The following is a 20,642-nucleotide window of genomic DNA, read 5'->3' on the forward strand; positions in this document are numbered from 1 at the left end:
GAAGACGAGGTGTAAGACCTTTGAATAATCAGGGCATGGAGTCCCGTACTACAAAAGTGTCGGGTGAGTAGAGGTGCGATCAATATAAGCCTATCAAACCGATACTTAGTGCATAGAAATCTGCTATATATAGATGTGCAACGGTCTCTTAGTAGATAAAAAGCTTGTCTATTGGCCTTAATTGAATATAATTTAGGTAAATGCCCATATCTGAAAGGAGTGTAGCGTTATGTCGATACCCTTCAATATGAATCGCTTGAAAGAAACCGAACTGCATTATCCGCAACGTTTTGCCAATATGTCCCAAAAGGATTATGTTTTGATCTTTTGGAACGAGGGCAATAAAGCTTCTCGGGAAAGCAATCATGCGGTAATTACAGATTATATCGGTGTTGAGAGTAGCTTGCGCAATATCGAATCCTTCTACAAGGCCAAAGGAATATTGCCCTGCATCTTCAGTTCATTGCAGAACAATGAACTGGACAAAATATCCAATCCCATAGAACAGCACGGATTCAAACTGGAAATCAAAGATCATGAATACTTTTTGCACGATCATGAAAGCAATGTGAAACCCGTAGAAGAACTGCACATCGAACGCATCCATAAACTCAATATCGACACGATGGAAACCATTGCCTTGGAATATGGAGGTGATTGGACAATACGGGTGGTGGAGCGCCACTTATTGCACCCCTCTTACCATCTTCTGGGTGGATATTTTCACAATGAGCTTGCAGCTCTCGCATCGGTAAGCGTTCATGCTGGATACAGTCGCATCTCTGATGTGTTTACCCGCCAAAAGTTCAGAGGCAGAGGCTTTGCCGCAACTATGATTCACAATCTGGTAATCTACCACCAAAGAATCAGCCAAAACCATCTTTACCTGTTTTCAGAACATCCCGGCACCACAAAAGTCTACGAGAGAACCGGATTTTCACGCTTACCTCAGGATTTTGTAAGCTGGGTAGCGTATAAGGAGTGATTTACTCCATCATTCGTCAACAATAACTCTCGGTATTTGGTATGGTAAACGCGCCAGCAGTTCGTAATTCACCATATTGCTTAATTCCGAAAAAGACGCAACGCTAATTTGCAGATCACCTTGTTTACCAATGAGCACCACCTCATCTCCTGCCTTTACAGCCGGTAGATGCGAGACATTTACCATGAACATATTCATGTTCACCATGCCCACAACGTCGGCTTTTTTCCCGTGTATCAACACATGCCCAAAGTTGCTAAGATTTCTGCTATAGCCATGATAATAGCCTATAGGGATGGTTGCAAGTCTCATATTTTTAGTTGCCAAAAAAGCATTCCCGTAATTTACAAATTTGCCTCGTTCAACATGCTTTATACTCATCACTCTGCTTTTCCAACTAAGTACCGATTTTATGGGATCGCGGGTGAATTTAACTTCTTCAGAAAGTAAATTCTTCATCTTTGTTTCCATCGATGGCCAAAATCCATAATGTGCAATACCAAAACGCACCATATCCATGATAGTATGTGGGTAGATTAACGCCGCTGCAGAACAAGCACTGTGGTAGTATTGTGCCACAACCCCCTGTCTTTTTAAGCTTTTACGCAATCGAATAAAGTTTGAGCTTTGGTCTTGGATGCGTGAGAAATTAGCAATGCTTTCGGCTCCGGCAAAATGAGTACATATTCCCTCAATATTCAGGAATCTGCTATTCTTTTTTATTAACGCAATTACCTCCGGAAGCTCGCATTCATCAAATCCCGTACGATACATCCCCGTTTCCAGTTCCAGGTGGATCTTCGCCTTTTTCTTGGTTTTGCGTGCACAGGATATGGCTTCTTTAAGCCGCTCGATAGTAAAAACATAGAACGCTATTTCATGGTCAATTGCCCAATCCATCTGATCTTCATCGATCATACCCAATACAATCAGATGGCTGTCTCTTCTTTTAACCTGTAATGCCCGATATGCTTCATAAGAATCATATACCGCAAAATGGCGCACTCCGGCAGATTCTGCCAAAGGCACAAATTGTTCTATTCCGTGCCCATAAGCGTTCCCCTTGATAACAGACACAAACACACAATCTTTCCCTATGCGCTTTTTCAAATATCTGATATTGCGTCTTAACGCCTTACCATCCAGTTCTATCCAACTAGGTTGTAACATAATGCTCACTCCTTGAAATAATGGTTTCGAATACTAACATGATACACTTGTAAAGCCCTTAAAATCGTTAGTCAAGAAAAAAAGCCGTAAAATATGTTTTTTAACTGATTTCTGCTTCATAGAATCCATAATAATTATGTTCCGGCTATCCAACTTTTATAAATAATGGTGTAAGATTGTGCTTGACAAAAACCCTATAGCCCCAAATCTTGCTGCAAATGATTCTCAATAAGGATTAGCCATGCAAGAACATCAGATTCAGTTTCGCAGATACCTCGAAAACCACGGGCTTAAGCTCACCAGAAGCAGAAGCTTGATTTTGGAAGCAGTGTATCAATTGCACGAACATTTTGACGCTGAAGCTTTACACGATGTAATCCGCAGTACTAATGTATCTTTAGCTACAGTTTACCGAACACTTCCGTTGCTGGTTGAAGCGGGGCTTATCCAAACTGCCGTACGCTGTGAAGGACGGGAATATTTCGAACATATTTTGGGACACCCAAAGCATGTACACTGGGTATGTGACAAGTGCAAAAATGTGATTGAAACAGATCTTGCCGAACTAATGCCAACAATAGAAAAAAGGGCTAATGAACTTAAGTTTACTACAGATCAGATAAACATAAGTATTAGTGGTCTATGCTGGAAATGCCAGGTTAATGCAAATGACTCTCAATAAAACCCCCGTTATCGCTCTTGCCGGAAACCCTAACGTTGGTAAAACTACTCTGTTTAATGTCTTAACCGGCTCGCGTCAGACTGTTGGCAACTGGCCAGGCGTTACTGTGGAACATAAAAGCGGTTCTTATACTCATAATGGCGTAAAATATGAAGTAATCGACCTTCCGGGTATCTATTCACTTTCCGGCGGCACTCCAGACGAGTTGGTAGCTCGCAATTTTATCTTGAATCAAAAGCCGGATTTGATCATTAATATTGTTGACGCATCCAATCTGGAGCGCAATTTATATCTCACTATCCAACTAATGGAATTAGGAGCGCCCATACTGATGTGCCTTTCCATGGCAGATATCGCCGAACGCAACGGGCTCAAAATTGAACTGCAACATCTAAGTGATCATCTGGGCTTTGAAGTAATGCTCCTAACTTTGAACAAACGTTTCGACCCCAAGCTTTTACTACGGTCAATTGAGAATAATTTACAAAATCCCCCTATTCCAGCTTCAATATTTTACGATCCTATTGTCGAGCAACATCTGGATAAGATCTGGCATAGTACGCTTAGCAATAATAAACTAAACGACAGTCTATTAGATAAACCATTAGCTGAAGATCTTTATTGGGCTGTACAAAAGACACGATGGCAAGCCATTAAGCTAATTGAAGGTGATCCTGAGTACATCTTTCAGCTCGATGAAGACGACCGTCTTGCCGTTGAAAAAGAAGTAAAAGCAATTGAGAAACATCGTGGTCAAGAAGCTCCAAATGTAATTGCCGATGATCGATACGGATACATTCGCGGTTTAGTAAAAGACGTAGTTAAGCGTAAGCATCCGGGAAATTGGACTTTTTCTGATAGCATAGATAGGATTCTGCTCTCGGGAATAATGGGCTTACCATTTTTCTTTGTCGTAATGTATTTGGTCTTTATGATCGCCGTAAGAGCCAGTGAGCCTGTTATCGGTGTAATAGAGAGCGGTCTTTCTTGGCTTTTTCTTGATGCTTTAGGTGGGTTATTGTCTCTGATAAATACTCCTCTATGGTTAAAGTATTTACTTAGCGATGCTCTGGGCGGAGGAATAGTTACGATTGGCACCTTCGTACCACCCATATTTTTTATCTATATAAGCCTTTCCATCTTGGAAGACAGTGGATATATGGCACGAGCAGCATTTATTGCCGATAAGTTTATGCGCCGAATTGGGTTGCCGGGGAAAGCCTTCATTCCGTTATTAGTTGGTTTTGGCTGTACCGTCCCGGCAATTATGGCAACTCGCACCTTAGAAAACCCGCGAGATCGGCTTTTTGCCTCCTTGCTTACTCCGTTCATGAGTTGCGGTGCCAAGCTTCCTGTTTACACCTTCTTAGCCATGATCTTTTTCCCTCAAAGAGCCGATATTGTCATTTTTGGATTGTATTTCTTTGGCATTGTGATGGCGATACTTACCGGGCTATTACTCAAAAAAACTGTGTTCAAATCGGAACCTGGAAATTTCGTGATGGAATTGCCTCCATATCATGTTCCAACTTTTAACGGAATTATGATGCATACTTGGTTTCGTTTGAAAGATTTTATCTTTCGTGCCGGGAAAACCATCCTTATTGTGATCATCATCATCAATATCCTCAGCGTAATAATGGTACCCAATGTATTTAGTCCAAGCCACGAGAAAGTTAGCATTCTTCAAGTTGGCGGACATGCCCTTACTCCAGTGCTCAAGCCGATGGGCATTACTCAAAATAACTGGGCGGCATCTGTTGCCATTATTACCGGTCTTTTTGCTAAAGAAGCCATTGTGGGAACCATGCAAAGTCTTTACAGCGGTACAGATTTGAGCATGGAACTCAATGAAGACGAGCCTTCAAATAATCTAACAAGCAATCTACAAAACAAATTTGGCTCTTGGAAATCTGCCTTGGCATACTTACTGTTTGTTGTGCTCTATTCACCATGTGTGGCTGCACTCACCATGCTTTTCAAAGAACATGGAGGCAAATGGACTTTCTTTACTTTTTTGTATCTAAATCTTTTGGCCTGGCTTATTGCCATGATGTTTTATCAAGTTATGGCTTTTAGTGGAGCATCTTTTTATTGGCTAACTCTGGGATTAGTTATATTATCTCTAATCTATACAAATTTAAGATATATAGGAAACAGACATGAACGCACGGCGTAGAATGAGACAATGGGGTAACCGTTTTTTCCAAAGCAGGCGACAGTGCCCTTGCCAAAGAGGCGATTGCTTACCCATGAGCGACCTTACTGAAGGTATATCTGGAACAGTATATTGTAACAATGATATCAGAACGATTGAGCGCGGAATATATGTGGGGGCAAATATCGTTATCTTTCGCAATGAAGAGGACGAACCTAATATCATTGTCTCAGTAGGCGATTCCCGTTATGTGTTAGATAGGCGCATAGCGCATAAGATCCGCGTAAGAGTAGATTGAATTGCTTTTCCAGTATTCTTTGTTAAGCCCTTAAGCTTTGCTTAGGCATGGTTCAAGCTGGGATCCTCCTGTGTGTACGGGATAATAATGGCCTAAAATAACGCTAATCCTTTGTTAAAGAATAAGGTTGTGAGGCAACGTTTTTCCGGTTTGCGACAATTCTTCGGTGTCGGTAAGGCCAAGCAAAACAAAGGTATGGTCTGCCAATCTCCAGCTTAGTATAAGTGCAGAGTTGCTTTTAAGAAGAAACCTGCGACTTTTGTAACAAGAAGATATTGTCACCCCATTTGCCCCTGCAATCAATTGGTTTATGGATCAGCCAAGAGTGCAAAGACCGCCAATATCAAATTTGGGGCTTTTCGCTTGACAAGATGCTGCAATATTTCATTATGACTAAAAATTCGATTATGGGGTGAGAGTTATGCGAACGAGCATATTATTAATACTGCCTATGGTTTTGTTACTGGTTTCCGCCTGTGAATCTGGAGCAAAATTTAGGATGATTAATCAAACCAGTTATGCTGTCTATGCTTCGGTAGATAATTCTGCGCAAGTAATCATCCCTGGTGGTGAAGAACAGGTATTTGAGGTGGATACAGATACTCAAAGTTTTCTTACCGGAGCGGTTAAGCGTAGTGTAAAGGTAAGAGTATTTGGAGAAACATATAGCTTAATCGATAATATTGACATTCCCCAGCAAGATTCTACTGAAGTAGAGTTGCAAGCTGGTAAAACATTGAATGCATTTTTGAATCCAAACAGAGCGAACATAAAGATAATAAACGAATCTGATGCCCACATCCAAAAAGCAGAGATTTGGCGTCATAAAATTAATCCTTTTTCGGAAAGCCGTACGGCAATACTATTTGATATAGCTCCTGGCTCCGATGCTTGGTTAAGAGTTAAACCTGCTACATTAAGTGAACCTTATATAGATGCTTTTTATTATACTGTAGCAGTATATTTGGAAGATGATGCGGAGAATCCGATTGTGTTTGGTGATGAAGAGAACATCTTGGAAGTAGATACACAATTTGTAGTAACAATAAGCCCTTCTGGGGATTAAGGAGTAAAGATGAGAAAAATTTGGCTTTCTTTGCTAAGTATGGTTGTAGGCATAGCGTTTGCCCAATTACCACCTCAAATAGCAGAATTACCATTACCTAATGATCCTGATATTCTAGTGGGGACGCTGGAAAATGGGATAACTTATTATATAATGCAAAATCCTAAGCCAGCAAATCGAGCAGAACTTAGGTTATTTATAGATGCCGGTAGCATTTTGGAAGATGAAGATCAAAAAGGCTTGGCGCATTTTACTGAGCACATGGCTTTCAATGGATCTCAAAACTTCGAAAAATCTGAAGTTGTGGACTATTTGGCATCAATAGGAATGGGTTTTGCCAATGGCTTGAATGCCATGACCAGCTACGATTTTACCATGTATCAGCTCAAAATTCCTACAGATAATCAAGAACAACTGGAAAAAGGTTTTCTGATCCTTTCAGATATGGCACACCAGGTGAGTTTTAGTCCCGAAGAATTAGAGCGAGAGCGTGGAGTTATTATAGAAGAATGGCGCATGGGGCAAAATGCCCAAAGCAGGGTAAGTGACGCCGTCTCTAAAGTGCGTTTTGCCGGAAGCCGATATGCCGAGCGAACACCCATAGGCACCTATGATACTCTTACCAGTTTTGGCAGGGATGAAATTGTAAGATTCTATCAAGATTGGTATCGCCCAGATCTGCAAAGTGTTATTGTGATTGGAGATTTGCCCAAAGAAGAATCTCTTAGTTTAGTAGAAAAATACTTTGCCTCTATTCCTCCCAAAGAAAACGCCAGACCACGCGAGATATTCACCGTCCCCAGTTATCCCGAAGCCAGAGCGGTTGTTGCTACAGATCCAGAATTTCCCTATTCAATAATAACGGCTTCTTGGGCGCGAGAGCATACGGAATTTAGTACTATAGGAGATTTTTACCAAGATATTTTGGAAAGCCTATTCTTCAATATGCTAAACAGTCGCTTTGAAGAGCTTACCCAAACAGAAGAGCCGCCCTTCAGTCAAGCCTACGGATACAGCGGGTCTATGCTGAAAGGGCTTTCCAGTACCGAACTAACCGCCGTTACCGCAGCTGGCAAGAACCGGGAAGCATTACACATTCTAATGACCGAAGCTGAAAGAATACGACGTCATGGCTTCCAACAATCTGAATTGGATAGGGCTAAGGTAAACTTGGTGCGCAGCCTGGAGCGCAGTGTGGAACAGAGCAGTACTCGAGATTCTGGATCCATAGTATGGACATTATTTGCCTCATTAATCCATAATCACGTTAATATGAGTGCTCAACAAAGTCTGGAACTGGCAGAGCAGATATTGCCCATGATTGATGTGAATGCCGTAAATAGAGTAATCGACGAGCTAATTACCGAAGAAAACCTCACTATTAGCTACACCTCCATCGACTTGCCCGAGATGCAACATCCAACCGAAGAAGAGCTTTTGGCAGTATATGCAGAGGTGATGGAATCTGAAATAGAAGCCTATGAAGATAAAGAAGTTTCAAAGCCCTTGATGAGTGAAATTCCACAAGCCGGCAGCATAGAAAAACGCAAGACCTACTCAAAAAGCGGCATTGAGGAATGGACACTCTCCAATGGCATAAAAGTATATACCAAGCAAACTGATTTTAAGAAGGACGAAATTTTGCTAAAGGCCAAGAGCATAGGGGGATTCTCTCGCTACAACGTTTCAGAAGCCAGAGCTGCCCAGATTCTGAGTTCTTATATTGAAGAAAGTGGTTTGGGAAACTTTGATGCAACTGATCTTTCCAGAATCATGGCGGGTAAAGTAGCTCGGGCAAATATAGGTCTAAACTTTTACCATGAAGGATTTGATGGTTATGCTTCACCCAAAGATTTGGAAGTTCTATTCCAGCTTGTTCATCAATTAGGTACCAACCCCCGTTTTGATAGTAAAAGCTTAAACTCGTACATAAACCGGAATAAACCGATGCTTGAAAATCAAGCCAATAATCCAGAATACTCGTTTTGGGATATTTGGAATTCTCACAACACAAATCAACATCCCATGGCAGACATGATGAAACCTGAATATATGGACGATGTCACCTTAGAACAATTAGAAGATATCCATCGGGATCGCTTTGCCGATTTCTCGGATTTTGTATTCTTTATTGTGGGAAACTTCGATAAGAACGAATTGGAAAACTATGTGAGCACATATTTGGCATCACTGCCCAAAGCGAGGCGAAAAGATAAAAAAGTGGACGCAGGCTTACGCTTTTTTAAGGATATTAAAGAAGTTCGTTTCCAACAAGGCAGCAGCGAAAGTGCCCATGTGGCACATAATACAAGCGGCTATATAAAACTTAATGATTCAAACAGGATAGCAATTTCTGCAACAATAATGGTACTAAACGAAAAACTCCGCGAAAATATTCGCGAACATATGAGCGGAGTATATGCCATACAGGCTTGGCAAGACTATCGTGAATTCCCTAAAGAAGATTATACCATCACCATTTATATGGCTTGCTCTCCAGATCGCATTGATGAACTCAACGAAGCCATATTTGCTACAGTGGATAGTTTAAGACTGGGATATTTTGAAGATCGCTACGTGGCCTCATCTAAAGCCGTAATACAAAAACGCTTTGAAGAAAACATCTCCAGCAATAGTTATTGGATGAATCGCATGACTGAAAATGCTTTTGGTAAAGAAAAAATAGATTCGTTTTTGAACTATCCTGCTTTATACAATAAAATCGACAAAAACCTAATTGCCAAGACAGCAAAGAAATACCTAGATTTCGATAGAAGCAAGCTGAGCATAATTATGACCCCAGAAACACCCTTACTTCAGGAAAGTAGCTCTAGCTCCAAAGAAGATCTCGGGAAACAAGCAGATACTAATTAAGCGGTTCAAGTGCTTCCGATTAAATAAGATTAGGCCTTAATGACTTAAATGAAAAGCGGAACACTTTGTATTTGACAATAAATAGTTTCTGCTTATACTATCTGACAGAGAAAGCATAAAAGGAGAAAATATATGGATACTCAAGGAATGCCCTTATTGGGAGATAAGTTCCCGGAATTAAAGGTTCTTACTACCCGCGGAAAAATGACTTTGCCAAACGATTTGGCAGGAAAATGGTTTGTACTTTTTAGCCATCCCGCCGATTTCACACCGGTTTGTACTACAGAATTCGTCGCTTTTCAAAACCTTTATAAGGAATTTCGTGCAATTAATTGCGAATTAATTGGCATGAGCATAGATCAGGTATTCTCTCATATCAAATGGGAAGAATGGATTAAAGAAAACATCGGAGTAGAAATTGAGTTTCCTATCATAGCCGATACAGGCGCCGTTGCCAACCGTTTGGGTCTTATCCATCCCGGAAAAGACTCTAATACTGTAAGAGCGGTATTTATAGTAGACGATAAAGGCAATATCCGCATAATTCTTTATTATCCGCAGGAACTAGGCCGCAATATGCAAGAAATTTTACGAGCTGTAAAAGGAATGCAATATAGCGACAGCAACAAATGCGCCATGCCCGCAGATTGGCCAAATAACGGCATAATCGGCGACCATGTAATCGTTCCGCCACCTAAAGACATTCAAGGCGCAAATGAACGAAAAGCAAAAGCTAAATCCGGAGAAATGGAATGTTACGACTGGTGGTTCTGCCATCGTAAGGGATAATAGCTTTAGAATACCAAAATCCTTAGCGCTCACCCTCAAGGGTGAGCGCTTTTTGCTTGACAATCATTGCGGGAAACTTAGGAGTGAAGAGTATAATCTAAAAATATGGAGTTTAATGAATGCATAGATATTTTTTCCTCGTTCTATTGCTTGTAACAATAATAAGCCTAAGTAGTCAAGAGGCAGCGCGAATTGGAAAGCGTAGCTACACTGAGGATGAGTTAAATCAGGGTTTTGAAGCATATCTAAGCTATTTGAATATTGGCAATATCAGCCATCAGGATTCATTAGCGCTATTTTCCCAATACTTTAAGCAACTAATTGGCATGTATATATATAATATGGCAATTGTCGACAGTGCCATCCAGGTTGATGAGGCGGAGCTGGAAAAGGAGATTCGAGAAAATCCTCCCGAAGGGATATATCAGATGGAAGAATTTAAGAGTGAGGGAAAATTTGACTTCAACAAATATCACCAAGCCTTAGATGATAATTTGGAATTCAAACATAGTGTAATGGGATACAGCCGTGAAGCTTTTGCCTATCATAAGCTCTTGCAAAGCATACGTAATAAAGCTGTTATCGACACAAATGCAGTAGAAAAACGATGGTTAGAGGCCGGCAGCACTGCCGATGCAAAAATAATAAAGTTTGATTACAGCGGATTGGTTGATATCGAGGTCGAAATTGAAGAAGCGCTCAAGCTTTATGAGGAGAATAAGCAAGACTATTTAAGGACAAACGGTAGAAAAATCAAGTATGTAGCATTTTCTGGGCTTAGCTCGCGTGAGCTGGCTGGGAGTCGACAGGAATTTGAACAGAAAAGCAAACAATTGCACGAGTTTGCTCAAAAGCTGGGTCTAGAAAAAGCAGCGGAAAAATTGGGATATCAAGTAACGGATAGTGCATTTTTTTGCATTGATGACGAGATCATTAGAGGCATTGGCAAAGATTCAAAACTGGTAAAAAATATTTTTGCCCACGCCATTAACACTCTACTCCCCATTTATACCAATCCTGTGGGAGATATTTTTATAATCCAGGTGGCCGAAGAAAAGCAAGAGTTCTACATTCCCTTTGAGCTTGAACAATCAATATTGATGGGAAAAGCAAAAGCTCTCAAGCGCAAAGAAGCCTTAAAAGAAAAGGTAAGCACTTTTATTACCGAACACAAGCAAGATGAGTATTTGAATGCCGCTGTTGGAGAAGGTTTTAAAATAATCGAAGCTAAAAACATCAGACAAGATTCTTTAATTGAGGGTATAGGAAAGATTGAAAAGCTAAATTTGGCAATTCTCAGCAGTGAGGAAATGAGTTTTAGCCCTTTAGTTGAAGAAAACGGATTGTATTACATAGCCTGGGTAACTCGTCGAGTTATTCGCACAAAAAGATCTTGGAATGCGCAAAAGAATACCATCTTGGCAGCGGCACTAAACCAAGCCCAAGATGATTATCTGGCAAAATGGTATTCGAATCGCCAAGAGAAGTTAGATATAGTGTATCCAAGCATGTTGCAGAATTTGGATCAGTAAAATATCCACTTAAGTACCATAGTTGTGTTATCAATTCAGCTTTTTTTAAGTCTACCAATAAAGCAGTGACCTTGTTGAAGATATCATATTAATGAAGATTCAGACAAAAAAAAGTCTTTACTAAAATGCGGCTTTCAAAGATGTAGTAAGTTATAGTAGATGTGGAGGTAAAATGCTTAAATGTTTAAAGCATAACTTGCTGATAATAGTGTTACTTATGCTCTTTGGCAGCCTTTGGGCAGCAGGAGAAACCATATATGAAATCCGGGTGGAAGGAACTCAGAATATCGCGCCGGAATTAGTTACTTCGGCTATGAGTATGCGGGTTGGAGATCCTCTTGATTCCGAATCTGTTGCTCGTTCGATCCGCAATCTTTATCGTATGGGTGTGTTTTCGGATATTCAATTTCATTCCGAACCCTATCGTACCGGGATAAATTTGATAGTACAGGTGGTAGAGAATCCAGCAGTAGCTTCTATAAACTATCAAGGATTTAAAGTTGTAAAGAAAGAGAAAGTAGAAGAGTTAGCAAATCTGCGTATTGGTTCCTATTGGAGCGGCAGTATGAAGGCAGATTTACTACAAAAATTACAAGCGGAGTATTCTGGCAAGGGTTTTGGAAATGCCAAAATTGAGGTTATAGAACAAGAACTTCCCGAACATAAACTTGCCCTTACTATTAGGGTTGATGAGGGTAACAGAATAATTTTAAAACAAATCACCTTCATTGGTAATGATCACTACGAAGATAAAGAGCTTATTCGCCGCATGAAAACAAAACCTCAAGGATTCTTACGATCCGGACGTTTTGACCAAGAAAAATTCGCCGGAGACCTTAAAGCTCTTGCTGATTATTACCGGAAAAATGGCTTTATTGATGTAACCGTAGGACCTCATGAATTGCAACAGGTTTCAGATCGGCATCACGAACTTGTTATTACTCTTTCCGAAGGCAATAAGTTTCATTTTGGAGGAATAGATCTAACTGGCAATGAAAACTTTACAGAAGACAGCATTTTAGATAATTTCACCATGAGAAAGGGAGACGTGTTCGATCAGGAGAAATTTGACAAGCAGATGGCACAATTGTACTCTATGTACTTTGATGAAGGATTTATTTACGTTGATATTCGCAATAATTACGTTCGCGATTTAGACACCCTGAATGTTCAACTAAGTATAAACGAAAATACCCGCGCTAAAATACGTCAGATTCACATTACCGGCAATACGCGTACCAAAGAGAAGGTTTTGCGTCGGCAACTTGAGATTGCTCCGGGAGATTATTTCCGCCAAACCCAATTGATTCGCAGTCAACAGAATATCTACAATCTAGGTTTTTTTGAACCAGACATCAAGCTGGATTACGAGCGTATCAATAATAACGGCGATATTGATCTTCAAATAGATGTTATTGATAAATCCAGTGGAGTGGCAAACGGAGGCATTGGCTATAATTCATTAGACAAACTTGTGGGGCAGCTATCTCTTTCTCAGAACAATCTTTTTGGCAACAATTGGGGTGCCAGCATAACGTGGGATTTTGGCGGAAGTACTCAGAACTTTGAGCTAGGCTTTACAAATCCCAATCTTTACGACACAGATATTCTTCTGGGCACAAATTTGTATTACACTCGTAAAAGCTGGAGCTCCTTCTTTTATGAAATCTACACCCGTGGCGGAGCCTTAAGATTGGGTCAACCCATACCCTGGGTAGATAGAACCAGAGCATCATTGGGTTACTCTTTTTATAGTAAAAAATATAATATCACCAGTGACTCAGCCATTTATGCAGATAGCACAGCAAATCATACCCTGATCGAACTTGATAGGCTTGGGTGGCGATATACGTCGGCAGTGAATTTTACTTTGAGTCGCGATACCCGAGATAACATATTCTTCCCCACTAAGGGATCTCAAATGACATTATACTCTGAGCTTGCCGGAGGATTTTTTTTAGGTGACTTTGACTATTTTAAGCAGATAGCACAAGTTAACTGGTATTCTGAAGCATGGAAAAAACTAACCCTACGCACTAAATGGAGGTTTTCTTACATTACGCCCTATGGAGATTCAGAGGATGCTCCACCCGACGAAAAATTCTATCTGGGTGGAACAGGAGTGGATGGTATTCGTGGTTATCCAGATCGCTCAATTGGTCCTATCGGTGGAGGCACCAGAGCCATAATCTTCTCTACTGAATTGGGTTACCCAATAGCTGGAGACCAAGTAATTGCAGTTGGATTCTTTGATGCTGGAGAGAGTTACAATCACCTGCGAGATTTCAACTTTCTAAACTTTAAAAAAGGGTTGGGAGCAGGTATCAGGATTCGTAGCCCCTTTGGTTTGATAGGTTTTGACTATGCCTATGGCGTAGAAAGTCGCTCTTGGGAGCCACATCTGCAGTTTGGAACCACGTTTTAACATGAAATACAAGCATTTGTTTGGTCCGGTTGCCTCCAGGAGGCTAGGAGTTTCTTTAGGCGTAGATTTGGTGCCATATAAGTACTGTCCACTAAATTGTGTCTATTGTGAGATTCAGAGTACTACTCATTTGGAGATTGAGCGACATGAGTTTTTCCCCCCAAGTGAAATCTTGGGCGAACTAGATAGTTTCCTTAGTTCCAATCCGCATTTGGATTATATTACTTTTTCTGGGGCTGGAGAACCTACACTCAACAGTTCGATCAAGCAAATTATCATGTATATAAAAGAAACATATCCTCAATACAAGCTTGCCCTCCTTACAAATGGCACTCTGCTAAATCGCGATGATGTGCTTATGGAGATTCTTCCCTGTGATGTTATCTTGCCATCATTAGACGCGGCCAGTAATGAAATATACCAGAAGGTAAATCGCCCTCACCCCAGCCTTAACATCGATGATCTTATAGATGGTTTAATTGAGCTTAGGAAGTTGTACAACGGCGAGATATGGTTGGAGGTCTTTATAGTCCCCAATGTAACCGATACGGCTCAGGAATTAGATCGGCTCCGCTCTGCAATAGCAAGAATCTCTCCGGATTTGGTTCAACTGAATTCGTTAGACCGGCCAGGAGCTGAAGAATGGGTCAGGGCTGCAGACCCCCAACGGCTGAAGCAGATACGATCTTATATGCAAGAAGGTCTATCTATGCCGGTTGATATAATCGCTAAAATAGAGTATCAACCCGAGATGGACGTTTTGGATACTGATCTGGTAGATATTATTAAAAGCACTATCAGCCGCAGACCATCAACGGTTGAGGACCTTGCAGCCAGCTTAGGAATTCATATTAATGAGATATCTAGAGTAATGCGAGAGCTTAATAAACAAGGTAAACTGAAAACAGAACGTAAGCCCCAAGGTGTTTTTTACAAATGGATAGCATGATCTCAAGTACTGCAATTATTACCGGCGCAGGATCCGGCATAAGGATGGGTGGTGATATTAAGAAACAGTATCGTCTTTTAGACGGAATACCTATTCTAATTCGTACACTTGGCCCATTTTTCAGTTCACCAATTATTTCCAACATCATTGTAACCGCCCCAGAAGAAGACCTCAGCTATTGCTCTGCTCTTATCGCCCAATACTTTGAGCCTACCGATAAGCCATATTTGGTTATTTCCGGAGGCTTAGAGCGCCAGGATAGCGTGTTTGGGGCAATACAGCAATGTCCTGAAGAAACTTCTCTGGTATTTATCCACGATGCGGTTCGTCCTTTTATTGGCTTAGAACTTATTGAAGAATTACAAATTATTGCCCTAAGAGAAAAAGCAGTAGTTCCAGCCGCTAGGGTAAAAAATACAATCAAGCAAGTTTCGGGAGATTACATAGAATACACTCTGGCACGAGATCGTTTGATACAAGTATTTACGCCCCAAGTGTTCGATTTTCAACTTATAAAAAATTGCTATACAAAAGCTTATCATGATGGCTATATTAGCACTGATGATGCCGCTCTTGCCGAACACTTTGGTGCAAAAGTTCGCTATCATCTTACCGGAGATCTAAACATAAAGATTACCGATGAGTGGGATCTTACTCTTGCTCACCTTATTATTGAACAAAATATCATTATATAAAGGGAATACTATGCTACGCAGTATGTTGAGAAAACTTGTTAATCTAAAACTGAAACTTAGGTTACCACTCCCTGGTGTGGGTTGCGGGGTTTTGGGAATGGCTTTGCCCTCTGTTTCATTGAACATGGGAAAATATGCCGCTCAATTGTTAAAAGCCCTAGAATATAGAGGTTATGACAGCACTGGTGCTGCTTTTTTGAAGGAGAATAAAGAGATTGCCCTTTTAAAAGATGTCGGTGCTCCTTCTACTCTGGTAAAAACACTAGGTATAGAAAAACAAGACGGGAAAATATTCTGTGGTCAGGTGCGCTGGGCTACTTTCGGATTTGTAGATAAAATTAATGCTCAGCCTCATGAAGTAAATTGTAAACGCCATCTTTTTGGAGCTCACAACGGAAATATTACAAACACACGTGAGCTTAAAGTTTTTCTTACCAAAGAGGGGCATACTGTACTTTCTGATAATGATGGCGAAATGTTGGTCCATTGTGTTGAACACTATTTTGATATCGAAATGGACAAAGCGAATAATCCCACCGACAGAGAAAAGCGTAAAGAATGTATGCGCAAGGCAATAATTCAAACCTCTGATAAGATTATTGGATCCTACGCAGCAGTCATTGTGGATCCAGAAACAGAAACTTCTTGGGCAATAAAAGCTGGATCTAGCCTATATTTTGGTGTGGGAGAAATTGAGGGCATGGAGTTTTCTTTGGCTTCTTCGGATCTCACCGCGGTTCTTCGCTTTACTAAGCTATTAGTTAATCTCCGTGAAGGAGAATTCGTTGAATACAATAGCAATTATTACCAAGTATATGCTCAGAAAAACCTTCGCTTTAAAAGACTTGGGCAGCCCGATGAATTGTATGCAACTGGTGACAAGATACAGGCAAAACCCAAATACTCGAAATTGCGTGCTGAAGATGTGGAACTTCTCCCCGACTTTGAATACTTTATGGAACAGGAGATATATGCTCAAAGCGAATCCACTGGCAAACTAATAAAGCTCTTCCAAGGTGGGTCTAACAGCGGTAGGTATATGTTGGAGACAATTAACCGGTCTGGAGTAAAAGAATTCTTAAGTACTGCTATGCTAGAAATAGTGGGCACATCACAAATGGAAAATAAACAAAATCGTTTTGACCAACTGTGTGCTTCTAAAGAAGTGGAAGCTTTCATCGAGCAGGCCCAAAAAAGCTATAGCGCAATATTTGATGTAGCGATAAAAGAGGATTTTGATAAAAAGTACTTCTTTTCTAATGAAAAGAACATATTTATTGAATTACTTGGTGCTGAGTTCGATAGCAAACGCTTGATTGTTGCAAAGGCTTTAGATAGCATTTCTGAACAGGTGTCTGTTACTGAGTTTGAGCATAGTGTGCAAAACTTTTTAGATTTGGTAAAAAATACAACCACCTGCAATCGCAATGCCTATTCCATTGCCTGTGGAACATCATTTCATGCCACCAAAATTGCCGCACTTTTCTTTAACGAGATCGCTCAAATTGAACTTATTCCTATTCTACCGGGAGATTTTAGGGGTGAGTATTCAAACTGTATTAAAGACAACGACCTCATTATCGGTGTATCACAAAGTGGAGAAACCAAAGATCTAATTGACATATTTAATGATATCGACTCTAAGAATCTAAACGTTAGAAAGGTAGTGTTGGTTAATAATATGAATAGTACTTTGGGGCAAGAAAAAAGCGATGTTGCCATTCCAATTCTCTGCGGACCGGAAATTGCCGTACCTGCCACGAAAAGCTTTATGAATCAGATTACTCTGTTTTACTATTTGGCAATTCGCGCCGCAGAAGTTAAACTCAACAATCTGAAAAAAGAGCTTAATTCCGAGGATTTCTCTCAACGTAAAGCCATTTTACAAAAACGCTTCAAATCTTTGGCAGACATCCCCATGCTACTTAAAGAAACCATAGAAAAAACCGATGATATGATTGATAATATGGCGGCAAAAATCTATATGGAACCTTCATTGCATATCTTGGCAACGAAAATTAGCGGTGTCGCTATGGAGGGAGCACTCAAAATCCGCGAGACCGTGTTAAATCACGCCGAAGGCAGAGAAGCTAGTGAATTCAAACACGGCCCTAATACCATATTAGGCAAAAATACCGTATTTGGAGTAAAGCATGTGCGAAGCTTTATTCGCACTTTTAGCAATCTGATCGATACCATCGATGAACAAGCTGAAGCGAAACAATTACTGCACAGCGAACGTAAGGATATTCTAAAAGCTCTTGCAGATTATGTGTTTACTCACAATATGCCTTTTAATCTGTCACTTGAAGGAACCAAGTTATTCAAGGATACCATACAAAACCAAGATTTTTTCGAACCCCTTTATCGCAACTATCCCCTCATCTATATAACTGGACCAGATACAAGGGATGTGAATCTTACCATATCGCAAATTAATACTCACAAAATTCGTGGAGCAAATACCTATGTGATTGCCGAAGAAAACGAGAATCTGCTTAAAAACGCTTCATCTAATCCCAAGGAAGGGGCTTATTACGGATGGAGTTACATCATGCTGCCCAAAACCGGAGATAGTTTGATGACATGTTTCTCGGCCACAATTGTGCTTCAACTTCTGGCACTTCACATGAGTATTCGCAAAATGAAGAAACTGGATCTACTTGGCGTTAGAGATCATGGAGTGCATCCTGATGTGCCAAAGAATGTATCAAAATCTATAACGGTGGATTAAGCTTATGCGCATTGGTTTTGGTTATGACGTGCACCGCCTAATTGAAGGGCGTAAACTCATTTTAGGGGGAGTGCATATTCCCCATCATACTGGGCTTCTGGGACATTCTGATGCAGATGTTTTAATTCACAGCATTTGCGATGGACTCTTAGGGGCATTAGCCATGGGCGATATCGGTCAGCATTTTGCCGATAGCGACCCCACATTTAAGGATATAGATTCCAGAATTCTACTAAAAAAATGCTATGATATGGTTCTGGCAAAGAATTATCAGATCGCCAATTTGGATTGCACAATTTGTGCTGCTGCCCCTAAACTAAGTCCATACACAGCCCAAATGCAAGAAAACATTGCCAAGGTTCTGGATTGTGATCCTGACCAAGTATCCATAAAAGCCACAACCGAAGAAGGGCTCGGCATCTCTGGTTGCGGAGAAGGAATGAGTGCTACTGCCGTAATCCTGATCATGCCAATAAAATGAAAGCTTTTGCAATAATCGGCTACCATCATACCGGTAAAACCACAACTGTAGTAAATGTGGTTAAAGAGCTTGTATCTCGCGGTTTTACCGTAGCTACTATTAAAGATATCCATAGTGAGCAATATCATGCTGATAAACCAGGAAAAAACAGTGCTCTGCATATTAAAGCAGGTAGCAATCTAACAGTTGCACGAGGTCTTTACGATACGGCACTGATCTTTCCTCGAACCTTACAATTATGGGAGATAACACCTCATTTGCAGGCAGATTATTTGGTGATAGAAGGCATGAAAGATGCCCCAGTTCCAAAGATCGTTTGCGCTCAAGACAATATCCAGATTGAGGAACTGGCAGACGATACTGCAATTGCCATCAGTGGAATTGTAGCAGGCACCAAATATAAGCATCCTTTTTTGCCTGTAATTGATGGTTCTTCCAGAAGTTCTGAGCTTTGTGATCTTATTATGGCAAAATGCTTTACTATGCTTCCTGCCGCTGATCCTGATTGTTGTAACCGTTGCGGAAGCTCTTGCTACCAAATGGCTGCCGACATTTTGCAAGGTAAACGCACTCGAGAAGATTGTGTGCTGGATGGAAAACCAGGCATTAGCCTCAAGGTTGGCAATAAAGAAATAACCATCGTTCCTTTTGTGCAGGATATCCTAAAAGACAGCATTATGGCGATCATCAACAATCTTCGCGATGTTAATTCCAATCTGAAGATTGAAATAACCATAAAACCATGAACCGCAGTGAGTACTTTTGCAATCGAGATCCCCACGCTTTCCCATTATGGCAAAAATCCTGTGTTGGCATAGCGGGAGCAGGAGGCTTAGGCTCCAATATTGCCATCTTGCTTAGCCGGGTTGGAATTGGTAAATTGATCATTTCCGATTTTGATCAAGTATCCATCTCAAATCTCAATCGGCAAGCATTTACACTTAACCAAGTAGGCAAAAACAAAGTGGACGCTCTGCAAGCCAATATTGGCGATATAAACCCATATATAGAATTAGAGACCCACTTCTGCCGGCTTACTCCCCAAAACATCCCCCTAATCCATAATTCATGCGATATCATTATTGAAGCTCTGGATGCAGCAGGCGAAAAACTGATGCTAATCGAAACATGTCTCCATAATTTCCCCCAAACTCCCTTGATCTGCGCTTCCGGTTTAGCTGGCTATGGAAATAGCGAGGCTATTAGCATAATAAAGCAGGATGCTCTCTATGTTGTAGGAGATCATTGCTCCGAACTAAAAGATAACATTTCGCCAATTGCGCCCCGAGTAATGCTTGTTGCTGCCATGATGGCTAATCTATGTTTGGAACTGCTAGCCCCACCTAAAAAGACGCTCTTATGAAAAATACTATAACGATAAATGGAAATACTGTTAAATGGCAAGAAGGTATGACGGTAAGAGATGCCCTCAGAGAAATGAACTACACTTTCCCAATGTTGGTGATAAAACTAAACGGTTCTCTTATTCCCAAGCAAGAATACGACTTTACCAAGATACCACCTGGAGCAGATTTGATGGTGATTCACCTCATTAGCGGAGGTTGAGAATCTTGTGCAATTGCAAGCTTAGCTTAACCTGTAGCCCATCTTCCAATATCCATTTTGCTAGAAGCTCTGCTGGCAGGAGATCGATAACTGGAGAAAAGTGTAATATCTTATTCTGCAAGCTGTGTTTATGGATGAATTCTCGCGCATAACAATAATCCTGATCACTCGTTAGCACAAACTTCAGTTCATCCTTTGAAGTCATTAATTTCAAGTTAGCAAGCAAAAAGCTGTTCTC

The 20,642-nt window shown here is 40.7% G+C and carries 18 protein-coding genes; 16 read left to right on the top strand and 2 right to left on the bottom strand.

Translation table 11 applies throughout. The annotated features are described in order from the left end of the window. Positions 1-229: 229 nt before the first annotated feature. Positions 230-985, top strand: coding sequence for a GNAT family N-acetyltransferase (locus tag LHW48_05185; protein ID MCB5259856.1), 756 nt, complete (start codon positions 230-232; stop codon positions 983-985). A 9-nt stretch (positions 986-994) separates the two neighbouring features. On the opposite strand, the gene alr is transcribed toward LHW48_05185, so the two are convergent. Next, positions 995-2,155: an alanine racemase gene (alr, locus tag LHW48_05190; GenBank protein ID MCB5259857.1), complete on the bottom strand. Its 1,161-nt coding sequence runs from the start codon at positions 2,153-2,155 to the stop codon at positions 995-997. Positions 2,156-2,396: 241 nt separating this feature from the next. On the opposite strand from alr, the gene LHW48_05195 reads away from it, so the two are divergent. From LHW48_05195 to thiS, 15 genes are all read left to right on the top strand, one after another. Beyond that, a complete protein-coding gene (locus tag LHW48_05195; GenBank protein ID MCB5259858.1) occupies positions 2,397-2,837 on the top strand; it encodes a transcriptional repressor in 441 nt (146 codons plus the stop codon). Continuing rightward, entirely contained in the window at positions 2,824-5,016 is a 2,193-nt protein-coding gene (gene feoB / locus LHW48_05200) for a ferrous iron transport protein B (GenBank protein ID MCB5259859.1), read from the top strand. Before LHW48_05195 ends, feoB begins: the two co-directional genes overlap by 14 nt. Continuing rightward, positions 5,000-5,293, top strand: coding sequence for a ferrous iron transport protein A (locus LHW48_05205; GenBank protein MCB5259860.1), 294 nt, complete (start codon positions 5,000-5,002; stop codon positions 5,291-5,293). Before feoB ends, LHW48_05205 begins: the two co-directional genes overlap by 17 nt. A gap of 421 nt (positions 5,294-5,714) precedes the next feature. After that, a complete protein-coding gene (locus LHW48_05210) occupies positions 5,715-6,359 on the top strand; it encodes a hypothetical protein (GenBank protein ID MCB5259861.1) in 645 nt (214 codons plus the stop codon). A 9-nt stretch (positions 6,360-6,368) separates the two neighbouring features. Next, positions 6,369-9,233 carry an insulinase family protein gene (locus LHW48_05215; protein ID MCB5259862.1) on the top strand — a complete coding sequence of 955 codons (2,865 nt, stop codon included), beginning with the start codon at positions 6,369-6,371 and terminating at the stop codon, positions 9,231-9,233. Positions 9,234-9,365: 132 nt separating this feature from the next. Next, the gene (locus LHW48_05220) at positions 9,366-10,022 is read left to right on the top strand and encodes a peroxiredoxin (GenBank protein ID MCB5259863.1); all 657 of its coding nucleotides are present in this window, start codon (positions 9,366-9,368) and stop codon (positions 10,020-10,022) included. Positions 10,023-10,141: 119 nt separating this feature from the next. After that, positions 10,142-11,554, top strand: coding sequence for a SurA N-terminal domain-containing protein (locus tag LHW48_05225; protein ID MCB5259864.1), 1,413 nt, complete (start codon positions 10,142-10,144; stop codon positions 11,552-11,554). A 172-nt stretch (positions 11,555-11,726) separates the two neighbouring features. Beyond that, the gene (gene bamA, locus LHW48_05230; GenBank protein ID MCB5259865.1) at positions 11,727-13,979 is read left to right on the top strand and encodes an outer membrane protein assembly factor BamA; all 2,253 of its coding nucleotides are present in this window, start codon (positions 11,727-11,729) and stop codon (positions 13,977-13,979) included. A 1-nt stretch (position 13,980) separates the two neighbouring features. After that, complete coding sequence (locus LHW48_05235) at positions 13,981-14,928, top strand: radical SAM protein (protein ID MCB5259866.1); 948 nt, start codon at positions 13,981-13,983, stop codon at positions 14,926-14,928. Beyond that, a complete protein-coding gene (locus LHW48_05240) occupies positions 14,916-15,623 on the top strand; it encodes a 2-C-methyl-D-erythritol 4-phosphate cytidylyltransferase (protein MCB5259867.1) in 708 nt (235 codons plus the stop codon). Before LHW48_05235 ends, LHW48_05240 begins: the two co-directional genes overlap by 13 nt. A gap of 10 nt (positions 15,624-15,633) precedes the next feature. Further along, positions 15,634-18,357 carry an SIS domain-containing protein gene (locus tag LHW48_05245; protein ID MCB5259868.1) on the top strand — a complete coding sequence of 908 codons (2,724 nt, stop codon included), beginning with the start codon at positions 15,634-15,636 and terminating at the stop codon, positions 18,355-18,357. Between the two features lie 4 nt (positions 18,358-18,361). After that, a complete protein-coding gene (gene ispF, locus LHW48_05250; GenBank protein ID MCB5259869.1) occupies positions 18,362-18,838 on the top strand; it encodes a 2-C-methyl-D-erythritol 2,4-cyclodiphosphate synthase in 477 nt (158 codons plus the stop codon). Beyond that, positions 18,835-19,584: a molybdopterin-guanine dinucleotide biosynthesis protein B gene (gene mobB, locus LHW48_05255; GenBank protein ID MCB5259870.1), complete on the top strand. Its 750-nt coding sequence runs from the start codon at positions 18,835-18,837 to the stop codon at positions 19,582-19,584. The genes ispF and mobB overlap by 4 nt, the downstream gene beginning before the upstream one ends. Beyond that, on the top strand, positions 19,581-20,201 hold the full coding sequence (gene thiF, locus LHW48_05260) for a sulfur carrier protein ThiS adenylyltransferase ThiF (protein ID MCB5259871.1): 621 nt from the start codon (positions 19,581-19,583) through the stop codon (positions 20,199-20,201). The genes mobB and thiF overlap by 4 nt, the downstream gene beginning before the upstream one ends. After that, positions 20,198-20,404, top strand: coding sequence for a sulfur carrier protein ThiS (thiS, locus tag LHW48_05265; GenBank protein ID MCB5259872.1), 207 nt, complete (start codon positions 20,198-20,200; stop codon positions 20,402-20,404). The genes thiF and thiS overlap by 4 nt, the downstream gene beginning before the upstream one ends. Here thiS and LHW48_05270 read toward each other — a convergent pair. Further along, positions 20,391-20,642: 7-carboxy-7-deazaguanine synthase QueE (locus LHW48_05270; protein ID MCB5259873.1), on the bottom strand; the 252-nt coding region annotated here is incomplete at its 5' end. The genes thiS and LHW48_05270 overlap by 14 nt on opposite strands.

Source organism: Candidatus Cloacimonadota bacterium (assembly GCA_020532355.1).
GTDB lineage: Bacteria > Cloacimonadota > Cloacimonadia > Cloacimonadales > Cloacimonadaceae > UBA5456.

What these genes read in the sequence shown, in the direction of transcription:
- LHW48_05185 (MCB5259856.1), top strand. Translation starts at nt 230, where the DNA reads ATGTCGATACCCTTCAATATGAATCGCTTGAAAGAAACCGAACTGCAT.
- alr (MCB5259857.1), bottom strand. Translation starts at nt 2,155, where the DNA reads ATGTTACAACCTAGTTGGATAGAACTGGATGGTAAGGCGTTAAGACGC.
- LHW48_05195 (MCB5259858.1), top strand. Translation starts at nt 2,397, where the DNA reads ATGCAAGAACATCAGATTCAGTTTCGCAGATACCTCGAAAACCACGGG.
- feoB (MCB5259859.1), top strand. Translation starts at nt 2,824, where the DNA reads ATGACTCTCAATAAAACCCCCGTTATCGCTCTTGCCGGAAACCCTAAC.
- LHW48_05205 (MCB5259860.1), top strand. Translation starts at nt 5,000, where the DNA reads ATGAACGCACGGCGTAGAATGAGACAATGGGGTAACCGTTTTTTCCAA.
- LHW48_05210 (MCB5259861.1), top strand. Translation starts at nt 5,715, where the DNA reads ATGCGAACGAGCATATTATTAATACTGCCTATGGTTTTGTTACTGGTT.
- LHW48_05215 (MCB5259862.1), top strand. Translation starts at nt 6,369, where the DNA reads ATGAGAAAAATTTGGCTTTCTTTGCTAAGTATGGTTGTAGGCATAGCG.
- LHW48_05220 (MCB5259863.1), top strand. Translation starts at nt 9,366, where the DNA reads ATGGATACTCAAGGAATGCCCTTATTGGGAGATAAGTTCCCGGAATTA.
- LHW48_05225 (MCB5259864.1), top strand. Translation starts at nt 10,142, where the DNA reads ATGCATAGATATTTTTTCCTCGTTCTATTGCTTGTAACAATAATAAGC.
- bamA (MCB5259865.1), top strand. Translation starts at nt 11,727, where the DNA reads ATGCTTAAATGTTTAAAGCATAACTTGCTGATAATAGTGTTACTTATG.
- LHW48_05235 (MCB5259866.1), top strand. Translation starts at nt 13,981, where the DNA reads ATGAAATACAAGCATTTGTTTGGTCCGGTTGCCTCCAGGAGGCTAGGA.
- LHW48_05240 (MCB5259867.1), top strand. Translation starts at nt 14,916, where the DNA reads ATGGATAGCATGATCTCAAGTACTGCAATTATTACCGGCGCAGGATCC.
- LHW48_05245 (MCB5259868.1), top strand. Translation starts at nt 15,634, where the DNA reads ATGCTACGCAGTATGTTGAGAAAACTTGTTAATCTAAAACTGAAACTT.
- ispF (MCB5259869.1), top strand. Translation starts at nt 18,362, where the DNA reads ATGCGCATTGGTTTTGGTTATGACGTGCACCGCCTAATTGAAGGGCGT.
- mobB (MCB5259870.1), top strand. Translation starts at nt 18,835, where the DNA reads ATGAAAGCTTTTGCAATAATCGGCTACCATCATACCGGTAAAACCACA.
- thiF (MCB5259871.1), top strand. Translation starts at nt 19,581, where the DNA reads ATGAACCGCAGTGAGTACTTTTGCAATCGAGATCCCCACGCTTTCCCA.
- thiS (MCB5259872.1), top strand. Translation starts at nt 20,198, where the DNA reads ATGAAAAATACTATAACGATAAATGGAAATACTGTTAAATGGCAAGAA.